We start from the raw sequence: 11275 nt of genomic DNA, 5'->3' as shown, positions 1-11275 counted from the left end.
GGCCGGGGCGGTCGCCCGGCGGCCCGGACGGGCGCCGCCGTGCGCGGCCGCCGGGCCGTGCGCGCCCGGTCGCGGACGCCGGCCGTCTCAGGTCGTGGACGCCGGTCTCGGGGAGGCGCCCGGCGCCAATAGGATTCAGGGCATGCTGCGCTGGTTGACCGCGGGGGAGTCCCATGGCCCGGCCCTCACCGCGATCGTGGAGGGCCTTCCGGCCGGTGTGCGCGTGACTTCGGCGGACATCGCCGAGGACCTGCGCCGCCGGCGGCTCGGGCACGGGCGGGGAGCCCGGATGAAGTTCGAGCAGGACGAGGTGCGGATCCTCGGCGGGGTCCGGCACGGGGTGACGCTCGGCGGCCCCGTCGCGATCGAGGTCGGCAACACCGAGTGGCCCAAGTGGGAGACGGTGATGTCGGCCGACCCGGTGGACGCCGCGGTCCTGGAGGCGCAGGCGCGCAACGCGCCGCTGTCGCAGCCGCGGCCCGGCCACGCCGACCTCGTCGGCATGCAGAAGTACGGGTTCGACGACGCCCGGCCCGTCCTGGAGCGGGCGAGCGCGCGGGAGACCGCGGCGCGGGTCGCGCTCGGCACCGTCGCCAAGGCGTTCCTGAAGCAGGCGCTCGGCGCGGACGTCCTCAGCCACGTGATCGCGCTCGGCGAGGTGTCGGCGCCGGACGGCGTCCTGCCCGGGCCCGGCGACCTGGCGGCGGTCGACGAGAGCCCGGTGCGGTGCTTCGACGCGGCGGCGTCCGCGGCGATGGTCGCGCACATCGACGAGGTGAAGAAGGCCGGCGACACGCTCGGCGGCGTCGTCGAGGTCCTGGCCTACGGCCTGCCGCCCGGCCTGGGCAGCCACGTGCACTGGGACCGGCGGCTCGACTCGCGGCTCGCCGGGATCCTCATGGGCATCCAGGCGATCAAGGGCGTGGAGGTCGGCGACGGGTTCACCACCGCGCGGCGGCGCGGGTCGGCCGCGCACGACGAGATCGAGGGCACCGGCGCGGGCATCCGCCGCCGGACGAACCGCGCGGGCGGCGTCGAGGGCGGCATGACGACGGGCGAGCCGCTGCGCGTCCGGGCCGCGATGAAGCCGATCTCGACGGTGCCGCGCCGCCTCGACACCATCGACGTGCGGACCGGCGAGCCCGCCAAGGCGATCAACCAGCGGAGCGACGTGACCGCGGTGCCGGCGGCCGGGGTGGTCGCCGAGGCGATGGTGGCGCTGGTGCTGGCCGACGCGGCGCTGGAGAAGCTCGGCGGCGACTCCGCCGAGGAGACCGCCCGCAACCTGCGCGGATACCTGTCCTCCCTGACCATCAAGTGAACGGGACCTCCTCCATGACGCGACCCAGGGCCGTCCTGATCGGGGCGCCGGGCTCGGGCAAGACGACGATCGGCGCGGCGCTCGCCGAGCGGCTCGGGGTGCCGCTGCGCGACACCGACGCGGACGCCGAGGCGGCGGCCGGCAAGCCGATCGGCGAGATTTTCATCGACGACGGCGAGGAACGGTTCCGGGAGCTGGAGCGCGCGGCCGTCGCGGCGGCGCTCGCCGAGCACGACGGCGTCCTCGCGCTCGGCGGCGGCGCCGTGCTGGCGGCGGAGACGCAGGCGCTCCTCGCCGGGCACACGGTCGTCTACCTGCGGGTCGGCCTCGCGGAGGCGGTGAAGCGGGTGGGGCTGGCGTCGGCGCGCCCGCTGCTGGTGCTGAACCCGCGCAGCCAGATGCGCAAGCTGCTCGAGGAGCGGCTGCCGATCTACGAGCGGCTGGGGACCGTGCACGTCGACACCGACGGCCGCGAACCCGCCGAGATCGTCGCGGAGATCGTCGAGGCGCTGGGGGAGGACGCGTGATCGAGCCGGCGCGGGTGCGCGTGGAGGGCGCCGACCCCTACGACGTCGTGATCGGGACGGGCGTGCTGTCGGAGCTGCCGGGCCTGCTCGGCGACCGCGCCCGGACGGTCGCGGTCGTGCACGCCGAGGGCCTGCCGGAGATCGCCCGGCCGGTGTGCGAGGCGCTGGAGAAGGCCGGGTACGCGGCGCACGCGCTGCCCGTCCCGGACGGCGAGGCGGCCAAGGAGGTCGGGGTCCTCGCCGGGCTGTGGTCGTCGTTCGCGCGGCTCGGCATGACCCGCACGGACGTGGTCGTGGGCGTCGGCGGCGGCGCGACCACCGACCTCGCCGGGTTCGCCGCCGCGTCGTGGCTGCGCGGCGTCCGCTGCGTGCAGGTGCCGACGACGCTGCTGGGCATGGTGGACGCGGCGGTCGGCGGCAAGACCGGTATCAACATCGCCGAGGGCAAGAACCTCGTGGGCGCGTTCCACCCGCCGGGCGGGGTGCTGTGCGACCTCGCCGCGCTGATGACGATGCCGCACGAGGACTACATCAGCGGCCTCGCCGAGATCGTCAAGGCGGGGTTCATCGCCGACCCGGTCATCCTCGACCTGGTGGAGGCCGACCCGGAGGGCGCCGCGCGCCCGGACGGCCCGCACACCCGCGAGCTCGTCGAACGGGCCGTCCGGGTGAAGGCCGAGGTCGTCGGTGCGGACCTGAAGGAGGGCGGCCTCCGGGAGATCCTGAACTACGGCCACACGCTCGCGCACGCGATCGAGAAGGCCGAGGACTACCGCTTCCGGCACGGGCACGCCGTCGCGATCGGGATGGTGTACGCGGCGGAGCTGGCGCGCCTCGCCGGGCGGCTGGACGCCGCGGACGTCGCCCGGCACCGGTCCGTCCTGACGTCGGTGGGGCTGCCGGTGGCGTACGCGGCGGACGCGTGGCCGGGGCTGCGCGCCGCGATGACGATCGACAAGAAGTCGCGGGGCTCCACGCTGCGGTTCGTGGTGCTGGACGGCGTCGCGAAGCCCGGCCGGCTGGAGGGCCCGGACGAGGAGCTGCTCGCCGCCGCCTACCGGGAGGTCGCCCGATGAGCCGGGTGCTGGTGCTGAACGGCCCCAACCTCGGGCGCCTCGGCACCCGCGAGCCCGACGTGTACGGCGCGACCACGTTCGAGGGCCTGGCCGCGCTGTGCCGCGACGCCGGGCGGCGCCTGGAGCTCGACGTCGACGTCCGGCAGACCGACGACGAGGCCGAGCTGATCCGCTGGGTGCACGAGGCCGCCGACGAGCGGCTGCCGGTCGTGCTGAACCCGGCGGCGTTCACCCACTACTCGTACGCGCTGCGCGACGCGCTCGCGCAGCGGACCGCGCCGCTCGTGGAGGTGCACATCTCCAACCCGGCGGCGCGGGAGGAGTTCCGGCACACCTCGGTCGTGGCGGGCGTCGCGACCGGCACGATCGCCGGGTTCGGGACGTTCTCGTACGTCCTGGCCCTGCAGGCGGTCGTGGAGCTCCTCGCCGAGGAGGCGGACCGGCGGGGTTAGCCCCCGGCCGGCCCCGGTCGGTCACGGCCGGCCCTCGCCGGCCCCGGTCAGTCGCCCTCGGCGGCCGCGCGGGTCATGGCCTTGAGCTCGGCGACGACGTCGTCGAGCGGGCGGACGTCGCGGTGCGCGCGGCACAGCACCGTCGCGCCCTCGACGGCCGCGACGATCAGCCGCGCGAGGCGGGCCGCCCGGTCGTCCGGGACGCCCGCGTTGCCGAGCCCGGTGGCGAGGGTGTCCTCCCAGCGGCCGAACGCGGCGGCGGCCGCGGCGGCGAGCTGCGGCGCGTCGTCGTGGCATTCCACGGTGACGGCCACGACCGGGCAGCCGGCCCGGAAGCCGCTGCGGATCAGCACCTGGCGCCACCAGCCGACGAAGGCGTCCACGGCGGACGCCGCGTCGCCGCCCTCGGTGGCCGCGACGATCCCGGCGTTGAGGAACTCCCCGGCGTAGCGGACGGCCTCCTCGGCGAGCTGCGCCTTGCCCTCGGGGAAGTGGTGGTAGATCGATCCGCGCGGCGCGCCGCTGTGCGCGATGACGTCGCGGAAACCCGTGCCGCTGTAGCCGCGCTCGCGGAACAGGTAGGCGGCGCTGCGGACCATGCGCTCCCGGCTGTCGGACCCCATGCACCCGATTATGACATTCATCATAAGCAATGCGCGTTGACCATGACGATCGTCATAGGAAACGCTCGCTATGTCGAACGTCATACTCGGGTGCGGGGCGGCCCGTAGGATGTGCCGGAGTTGTTACTCGCGGGTAGCCCGGGTTCGGGCAGGGGAGACAAGGAGACCCTCGTGATCGACCTTCAGCGTGACGGAGACGTGTTCGTCCTGCGTATGGACGCCGGTGAGAACCGGTTCGGCCCCGAGTTCCTCGAGGCCGTCGACGGGGCGCTCGACACCGTCGCCGAGGCGGACGGCCCGCGCGCGCTCGTCACCGTCGGAACCGGGAAGTTCTTCTCCAACGGCCTCGACCTGGAATGGCTCGACGCCCACCGCGACCGGTTCGAGGAGTACCTCGGCCGCGTGCACGCCCTGTACGCGCGGCTGCTCGAACTGCCCGCGCCGACGGTCGCGGCGGTCAACGGGCACGCGTTCGCCGGGGGAGGGATGCTCGCCCTCGCGCACGACTTCGCCGTCATGCGCGCCGACCGGGGCTACTTCTGCCTGCCCGAGGTCGACCTCGGGATGAGCTTCACCCCGGGGATGAACGCGCTGATCACCGCCCGGCTGTCGGCCGCCGTCGCGCACGAGGCCATGATCACCGGCCGCCGGTACACCGCGGAGGAGGCGGTGGCCGCCGGCATCGTGCGGCGCGCCGCCGCCGAGGACGAGGTGCTGCCCGCGGCCGTCGAGCTGGCGGCGTCCCTCGCGGGCAAGGACGGGAAGGTCGTCGGAAAGATCCGGCGCGACATGTACCGCGCGACGCTCGAGGCGCTGCGCGGGCCCGCGCTCGGCTGACCCCGCCGCTGGGCGCACGGCGCGCGGCGGGCTAGGTTGTGTTGGACTGGAATCGGATTCGGTAATTCGGGAAGGGGTGCCGATGCGCATCGGGATGGCCCTCAACTACGCGGGCGGTTTCAAAGAGACCGTCGAGGAGCTCGCCGACTACGAGAAGGCCGGGCTCGACATCGTTTACATCGCCGAGGCGTACAGCTTCGACGCGGTCAGCCAGATGGGATTCATCGCCGCGAAGACCGAGCGGCTGGAGATCGCGTCCGGCATCCTCAACATCTACTCCCGCACGCCCACCGCGCTCGCGCAGACCGCCGCCGGCCTGGACTACGTGTCCGACGGCCGGTTCACGCTCGGCATCGGCGCGTCCGGCCCGCAGGTCATCGAGGGCTTCCACGGCGTCCCCTACACCGCCCCGCTGGGCCGCACCCGCGAGATCATCGAGATCTGCCGCAAGGTGTGGCGGCGCGAGCGGCTCCAGCACGAGGGCAGGCACTACACCCTGCCGCTCCCGGAGGGGCAGGGCACCGGCCTCGGCAAGCCGCTCAAGCTGATCAACCACCCGGTGCGGGAGAGCATCCCGATCATGGTGGCCGCGATCGGCCCGAAGAACGTCGAGCTGACCGCCGAGATCGCCAACGGCTGGGAGCCGATCTTCTACATGCCGGAGAAGGCCGCCGACGTGTGGGGCCCGTCCCTCGCGGCAGGGAAGGCCAAGCGCGACGCCGCCCTCGGCGACCTCGACGTCGTCGCGCAGGCCGCGCTCGCGATCGGCGACGACGTCCAGGGTTACCTGGAGTTCGGGCGCCCGATGGCCGCGCTCTACATCGGCGGCATGGGAGCCAAGGGCAAGAACTTCTACAACGACCTCGCCCGCCGCTACGGCTTCGAGAAGGAGGCCGAGGAGATCCAGGACCTCTACCTGGACGGCAAGAAGGACGAGGCCGCCGCCAAGGTCCCGCACGAGCTGCTCGAGAAGATGTCGCTGATCGGCACCGAGGGGCACGTCCGCGAGCGGCTCGCCGCGATGAAGGAGTCCGGCGTCACCACCCTCAACGTCGCTCCGATCGCCGGTGACCACAAGGGCCGCCTCGCGCTGATCGAGAAGGTCCGCGAGATGGCCGCCGACGCCTGACCCGAGCCGGGCACCGCACCGGGGCCGGACGCGCGCGTCCGGCCCCCGCGTCCGGCCCCCCGTCCGGGCGCGGCGCCGGGCGGCGAAGCCGAGGCTTCTTCGCCTTTCGCGATGCTCTAGAGTCCTCCCCATGGGGGAGACGCATACCGGACGTCGCCGCCGCCTGGCCGAGGCCGCCGCCGCGCACGACGCGGACGCCGTCCTGGTCACCCGGCTCGTCAACGTCCGCTACCTGACCGGGCTCGCCAGCTCCAACGCCGCGCTGCTCGTCCCCGCCGGCGCGCCCGCCGTCCTGGCGACCGACGCCCGGTACGCGGGGACGGCCGAGCGGATCGCCCCCGAGCTGCCGCTGGTCCGCGAACGCAAGACGGCCGCCGCGCTCGTCGCCCGCGCCGCCGCGGACGGGCACGCCCGGCTCGGCTTCGAACCCCACGCGCTCACCGTCGAGCAGCACGCCGCGCTGGCCGCGCAGGCCCGCGAGGCCGGGATCGGGCTCGTCCCGCTGGCCGGCCGGCCCGTGGAGGAGCTGCGGCGCGTCAAGGACGAGGAGGAGATCGGCCTCCTGCGCGAGGCGTGCGCGATCACCTGCCGCGCCTTCGACGCCGTGCTCCCCTCGATCGCGCCCGGACGCACCGAACGCGAGATCGCGATCGCGCTGGAGCGCGCCATGGTCGACCTCGGCGCGGACGGGCCCGCGTTCGCGTCGATCGTCGCGTCCGGCCCGAACGGCGCGGTCCCGCACCACCGCCCCGGGCCCCGCGAACTCCGGCGCGGCGACCTGCTCACCATGGACTTCGGCGCCCTCTACGGCGGCTACCACGCCGACATGACCCGCACCGTCGCGATCGGCGAGCCCGCCGGGTGGCAGCGCGATCTGTACGATCTCGTGCACCGCGCCCAGCGCGCCGGTCTCGACGCCGCCCGCCCCGGCGCCGAGACCAAGGCCGTGGACGCCGCCGCGCGCGACGTCGTCAAGGCGGCGGGGCACGGCGACGACTTCCCCCACGGCCTCGGGCACGGCGTGGGCCTGGAGATCCACGAGGCGCCGCTCATGGGGTACGACGAGACCGGTAAGCTGATGGACCGAGTTCCGATCACCGCAGAGCCGGGGGTCTACCTCGCGGGCCGCGGCGGGGTCCGCATCGAGGACACGTTCGTGGTACGCGCGGACGGCCCGGAGCTCCTCACGACGACGACCAAGGACCTGCTCGTCCTCTAGCGAGCGCGCGTGCGGGTCCGCGACCGGGAGAACTAACGCAGTGGCGACGACGAACGACCTGAAGAACGGCATGACGCTGAACCTCGACGGCCAGCTGTGGACCGTCCTGGAATTCCAGCACGTCAAGCCCGGCAAGGGCGGCGCGTTCGTCCGCACCAAGCTCAAGAACGTCCTGTCGGGCAAGGTCGTCGACAAGACCTTCAACGCCGGCACCAAGGTCGAGGTGGCCAGCGTCGACAAGCGGGAGATGCAGTACCTGTACCGCGAGGGCGACGACTTCGTCTTCATGGACACCGAGACCTACGAGCAGCCGCAGATCCCCGGCACCGTCGTGGGCGACGCCGCGAACTACCTGCTCCCCGAGCAGAACGCGGTCATCGCCTTCAACAACGACAACCCCCTGTACGTCGAGCTGCCCGCCGCCGTCGTGCTGGAGATCACCGAGACCGAGCCGGGCCTGCAGGGCGACCGCTCCACCGGCGGCAGCAAGCCCGCCACGCTGGAGACCGGCGCCCAGATCCAGGTCCCGCTGTTCATCACCACCGGCGAGAAGGTCAAGGTCGACACCCGCTCCGGCGACTACCTCGGCCGCGCCTGACGTCCGCCTGCGAGCGGAGCGAGAGCGAGACACATGAGCGCGCGCACCAAGGCGCGGAAGCTGGCGCTGGACATCCTGTTCGCGGCCGAACTCCGCGAGGAGGAGCCGACGGCGGTGCTGGCCGCCCGCGGCCGCCCCAACCAGGGCGAGCTGGCGGAGTACCCGCACGCCGTGCGGCTGATCGAGGGAGTCCAGGGGCGGCGGGAGCGCATCGACGAGCTGCTCGCCACCTACGCCACCGGGTGGACGCTGGAGCGGATGCCCGTCGTCGACCGCAACATCCTGCGGATGGGCGTGTACGAGCTGCTGTGGGTGGACGACGTCCCGGACGGCGTCGCGGTCAGCGAGGCTGTCGGGCTGGCCACCGAGCTGTCCACCGACGAGTCCCCGCGGTTCGTCAACGGCCTGCTGTCGCGCCTGCAGCAGCTCAAGCCGTCGCTGGCGCTCTAGCCCCGGACGCGGGCGCCGTCCCGCGCCCGGGAGCCCGGGGGAGTTCGCGGACGGCGGCAGTCCGGACGGCTAGGGTGGGGTGCGATGAGCGACGTTAGGGGAGTGGCCGTGGCCGGCCGGCAACTGAAGCGGACACGGGGCGGCGGCCGCGTGCGCAACGCCGTCCTGTGGGAGGCGCTGCGCTCGGTCCTGGAGCGGATCACCCCGGAGGCCGGGGCGACCGACATCGTGGACGTGGGCGGCGGCACCGGCGGGTTCGCGGTGCCGCTCGCCGAACTCGGGCACCGCGTCACCGTCGTGGACGCCAACCCGGACGCCCTCGCCGCGCTGGAGCGCCGCGCCGCCGAGTCCGGGGTGCGGGTCCGCGCCGTCCAGGGCGACGCCGTCGACCTGCCCGACCTGCTCGGGCCCGACGCCGCCGACCTCGTCCTGTGCCACAGCGTGCTGGAGTACGTCGACGACCCCGCGGCGGCGACGGCGGCGCTCACCGCGACCGTCCGTCCCGGCGGGTCGGTGAGCCTGCTGGCGGCCGGGCAGCTCGCCGCGGCGCTGTCCCGCGCGGTCGGCGGGCACTTCGACGACGCGCGGCGGGTGCTGACGGACGCGTCCGGGCGGTGGGGCGACGGCGACCGGACGCCCCGCCGGTTCACCCGGGAGACGCTGACGGCGCTCGCGGAGGGCGCCGGGCTGCGGGTCGCCGAGCTGCACGGCGTGCGGATCTTCGCCGACCTGGTGCCGGGCGGGCTCTCCGACGGCGACAGCGACTCCGCCGAGGCGCTGCTCGCGCTGGAGTCCGCCGCCGCCGTCCACCCCGTCCTGCGCGACCTCGCGGCCCAGCTGCACCTCGTCGCCGACAAGCCGGCCTGAGCGCCGGTGCGCACCTCCCGCGAAGTCGTCCCGTGAGCCGTAAGCAGCAGCTCCACCGGCCCGGCCCGCAGCCCGGGCCGCCCGCCGACGACACCGGCTGCGCGATCCTGCACGTCGACATGGACGCGTTCTTCGTCAGCGTCGAGCTGCTGGAACGCCCCGAGCTGCGCGGCCGCCCGGTGATCGTGGGCGGCGCGGGCGCGCGCGGGGTCGTGTCGGCGGCGTCCTACGAGGCGCGCGAGTACGGGGTGCACTCGGCGATGCCGATGACGCGCGCGCGGCGGCTGTGCCCGCACGCGGTCGTCCTGCCGGTGAGCCACGGCAAGTACTCCCGGGTGTCGGCGTCGGTGTTCGAGCTGTTCCGGTCGATCACGCCGCTGGTGGAGCCGCTGTCGCTGGACGAGGCGTTCCTGGACGTCTCGGGGGCCGTGCGGCGGCTCGGGCGGCCCGCCGAGATCGCCCGGAGCGTCCGCGAGCAGGTCCGCGCCCAGCAGGGCATCACCTGCTCGGTGGGGGTGGCGAGCACCAAGTTCGTCGCCAAGCTCGCCTCGACCCGCTGCAAGCCGGACGGACTGCTCGTCGTGCCCGCCGACGGCGCCGTCGAGTTCCTGCACCCGCTGCCCGTCGCGTCCCTGTGGGGCGTGGGGGAGCGGACCGAGCAGGCGCTCGCCCGCCTGGGGCTGCGGACGGTCGGGCAGCTCGCGCAGGTCCCCGTCGTGACCCTCCAGCGGGAGCTGGGCAACGCGCTGGGCGCGCACCTGCACGAGCTGGCGTGGGGCCGCGACCCCCGCGACGTCGTCGCGCACACCCCCGACAAGAGCATCGGCGCCGAGGAGACGTTCGAGACCGACGTGGACGATCCCGAGGTGATCCGCCGGGAGCTGCTGCGGCTCGCGGAGCGGGTCGGCGAGCGGCTGCGCGCGGGCGGGCACGCGGGACGCACCGTGAGCGTCAAACTGCGGATGGCGAACTTCAAGACGATCACTCGCGCGCGGACCCTCGCGGAGCCGACCGACCTCGCTCGTGTGATCTACATCACAGCATGCGAGCTGTATGAGGGGGCCGGGCTGGAACGGGTACGACTCCGTCTGGTCGGGGTGCGGGTGGAGAACCTGCTCCCCGCCGGCGAGGCCCCCCGTCAGCTCGCCCTCGACGAACCGGAGAGCGGTTGGCGTGAGGCCGAGCGAGCCATGGACCAGGTCGCACACAGGTTCGGTCGTGGCGCGGTCCGCCCCGCCGCGCTCGTCCGGCGTGCGGCGGACGGTGACGGACGTGACGGTGGTGACGGGAGACGATGAGAGAACACGCTGAAGCGTCCGAAGGGCCCCGTCCGGCGGGCCGTTCGCTTTCGTCCGCCCGCCAGTGCTCGTATTCTGGGCATATCACCGTTGACGTTCCCGTCCTGCACCGGATACCCCGTCGCGGGGCTGTCGTTGGGAGGCGCCGTGCCGCTGTCTGAGCACGAGCAGCGCATGCTCGAACAGATCGAGCAGCAGCTGTACGCCGAGGATCCGAAATTCGCGCACGCGGTCCGCTCGACCAACCCGCAGATCCATTACAAGCGGCGGATCGTCAAATCCGCCGTCGGTTTCGTCGTGGGCGTCGGCGTGCTGATGGCCGGACTCGTGATCAACGCGGGGGCCGCCACCATCGCGATCAGCGTGGCGGGCTTCCTGCTGATGCTGGCCTCCTCCCTGTGGGCCCTCACGAGCTGGAAGCGCATGGCCGGCATCGGCGACGAGCCCGCGCGGGAGCCCCGCCGGGGGCGTCAGGGCCGGCAGGGGGGCCGCGAGAGCCGCCAGGGCCGCCCGAAGGGCACCTTCATGGAACGCATGGAGGAGCGCTGGCGCCGCCGCACGGAGGGCGAACTCTGACCCGTCGCGGACCGGCCCCGGCTCGTTCCGGGGCCGAGCCCGCCCGGCGGTGACGCGCCCGCGACCTCCCGGCGCCGAACCCCGCCCGGACACCCGCGACCACCGGACACCCCGGAACCGGCGGGCGGCCCGGTCACAGGACTCCCGGAACCCGGGCGGCCACGCCGCCCGGGTTTCCGTTTCCCCGTCATCCGCGCCGCAGCCGCCCGCCCAGCGCCCGCAGCCGGGCGACCGGCCCGTCCGGCCGGGCCGCCAGCGCCGCGAGCCGCTCCCCGGCGCCGCGGAGCGTCCCGCGCGCCTCC

Annotated in this window: 13 protein-coding genes; 12 read left to right on the top strand and 1 reads right to left on the bottom strand. The window is 74.2% G+C overall.

The genetic code is table 11. From position 1 onward, the window contains the following. Positions 1 to 142: 142 nt before the first annotated feature. The 4 genes from aroC to aroQ are packed head-to-tail and all read left to right on the top strand — an operon-like array spanning position 143 to position 3376. Positions 143 to 1321, top strand: a complete 1179-nt coding sequence (gene aroC / locus ACFQ11_RS35190; protein ID WP_378306802.1) for a chorismate synthase — start codon at positions 143 to 145, stop codon at positions 1319 to 1321. A gap of 14 nt (positions 1322 to 1335) precedes the next feature. Next, the gene (locus ACFQ11_RS35185) at positions 1336 to 1848 is read left to right on the top strand and encodes a shikimate kinase (protein ID WP_378306800.1); all 513 of its coding nucleotides are present in this window, start codon (positions 1336 to 1338) and stop codon (positions 1846 to 1848) included. Next, positions 1848 to 2924 (top strand): 3-dehydroquinate synthase, encoded by a 1077-nt coding sequence (gene aroB / locus ACFQ11_RS35180; RefSeq protein ID WP_378306804.1) that lies wholly within the window; start codon positions 1848 to 1850, stop codon positions 2922 to 2924. The genes ACFQ11_RS35185 and aroB overlap by 1 nt, the downstream gene beginning before the upstream one ends. Next, complete coding sequence (aroQ, locus tag ACFQ11_RS35175) at positions 2921 to 3376, top strand: type II 3-dehydroquinate dehydratase (RefSeq protein ID WP_378306798.1); 456 nt, start codon at positions 2921 to 2923, stop codon at positions 3374 to 3376. Before aroB ends, aroQ begins: the two co-directional genes overlap by 4 nt. A gap of 47 nt (positions 3377 to 3423) precedes the next feature. Here aroQ and ACFQ11_RS35170 read toward each other — a convergent pair whose 3' ends face one another. Further along, positions 3424 to 3999 carry a TetR/AcrR family transcriptional regulator gene (locus ACFQ11_RS35170; RefSeq protein ID WP_378306796.1) on the bottom strand — a complete coding sequence of 192 codons (576 nt, stop codon included), beginning with the start codon at positions 3997 to 3999 and terminating at the stop codon, positions 3424 to 3426. Between the two features lie 171 nt (positions 4000 to 4170). Between ACFQ11_RS35170 and ACFQ11_RS35165 the strand changes: the two genes are divergently transcribed. The 8 genes from ACFQ11_RS35165 to ACFQ11_RS35130 all read left to right on the top strand — a co-directional run bounded on the left by ACFQ11_RS35165 (position 4171) and on the right by ACFQ11_RS35130 (position 10973). After that, positions 4171 to 4836: an enoyl-CoA hydratase-related protein gene (locus tag ACFQ11_RS35165; protein WP_378306794.1), complete on the top strand. Its 666-nt coding sequence runs from the start codon at positions 4171 to 4173 to the stop codon at positions 4834 to 4836. 82 nt (positions 4837 to 4918) lie between these two features. Continuing rightward, positions 4919 to 5965, top strand: coding sequence for an LLM class F420-dependent oxidoreductase (locus ACFQ11_RS35160; protein ID WP_378306792.1), 1047 nt, complete (start codon positions 4919 to 4921; stop codon positions 5963 to 5965). 130 nt (positions 5966 to 6095) lie between these two features. Then, positions 6096 to 7184 (top strand): M24 family metallopeptidase, encoded by a 1089-nt coding sequence (locus tag ACFQ11_RS35155; protein WP_378306790.1) that lies wholly within the window; start codon positions 6096 to 6098, stop codon positions 7182 to 7184. 40 nt (positions 7185 to 7224) lie between these two features. After that, entirely contained in the window at positions 7225 to 7782 is a 558-nt protein-coding gene (gene efp, locus ACFQ11_RS35150; protein ID WP_378306788.1) for an elongation factor P, read from the top strand. 33 nt (positions 7783 to 7815) lie between these two features. Beyond that, on the top strand, positions 7816 to 8232 hold the full coding sequence (gene nusB, locus ACFQ11_RS35145) for a transcription antitermination factor NusB (protein ID WP_378306786.1): 417 nt from the start codon (positions 7816 to 7818) through the stop codon (positions 8230 to 8232). A gap of 84 nt (positions 8233 to 8316) precedes the next feature. Next, complete coding sequence (locus ACFQ11_RS35140; RefSeq protein ID WP_378306784.1) at positions 8317 to 9099, top strand: class I SAM-dependent methyltransferase; 783 nt, start codon at positions 8317 to 8319, stop codon at positions 9097 to 9099. A 32-nt stretch (positions 9100 to 9131) separates the two neighbouring features. Next, complete coding sequence (locus tag ACFQ11_RS35135; RefSeq protein ID WP_378306782.1) at positions 9132 to 10397, top strand: DNA polymerase IV; 1266 nt, start codon at positions 9132 to 9134, stop codon at positions 10395 to 10397. Between the two features lie 147 nt (positions 10398 to 10544). After that, positions 10545 to 10973 (top strand): DUF3040 domain-containing protein, encoded by a 429-nt coding sequence (locus tag ACFQ11_RS35130; protein ID WP_378306780.1) that lies wholly within the window; start codon positions 10545 to 10547, stop codon positions 10971 to 10973. Positions 10974 to 11275 lie beyond the last annotated feature (302 nt).

The sequence above is a fragment of the Actinomadura sediminis genome (genome assembly GCF_042675525.1).
GTDB lineage: Bacteria > Actinomycetota > Actinomycetes > Streptosporangiales > Streptosporangiaceae > Spirillospora > Spirillospora sediminis.
This window is presented reverse-complemented; position numbering and strand designations above follow the sequence as displayed.

Excerpts from the sequence above, each read along its gene's own strand:
- aroC (WP_378306802.1), top strand. The coding sequence starts at position 143 with ATGCTGCGCTGGTTGACCGCGGGGGAGTCCCATGGCCCGGCCCTCACC.
- ACFQ11_RS35185 (WP_378306800.1), top strand. The coding sequence starts at position 1,336 with ATGACGCGACCCAGGGCCGTCCTGATCGGGGCGCCGGGCTCGGGCAAG.
- aroQ (WP_378306798.1), top strand. The coding sequence starts at position 2,921 with ATGAGCCGGGTGCTGGTGCTGAACGGCCCCAACCTCGGGCGCCTCGGC.
- ACFQ11_RS35170 (WP_378306796.1), bottom strand. The coding sequence starts at position 3,999 with ATGGGGTCCGACAGCCGGGAGCGCATGGTCCGCAGCGCCGCCTACCTG.
- ACFQ11_RS35160 (WP_378306792.1), top strand. The coding sequence starts at position 4,919 with ATGCGCATCGGGATGGCCCTCAACTACGCGGGCGGTTTCAAAGAGACC.
- ACFQ11_RS35155 (WP_378306790.1), top strand. The coding sequence starts at position 6,096 with ATGGGGGAGACGCATACCGGACGTCGCCGCCGCCTGGCCGAGGCCGCC.
- nusB (WP_378306786.1), top strand. The coding sequence starts at position 7,816 with ATGAGCGCGCGCACCAAGGCGCGGAAGCTGGCGCTGGACATCCTGTTC.
- ACFQ11_RS35140 (WP_378306784.1), top strand. The coding sequence starts at position 8,317 with ATGAGCGACGTTAGGGGAGTGGCCGTGGCCGGCCGGCAACTGAAGCGG.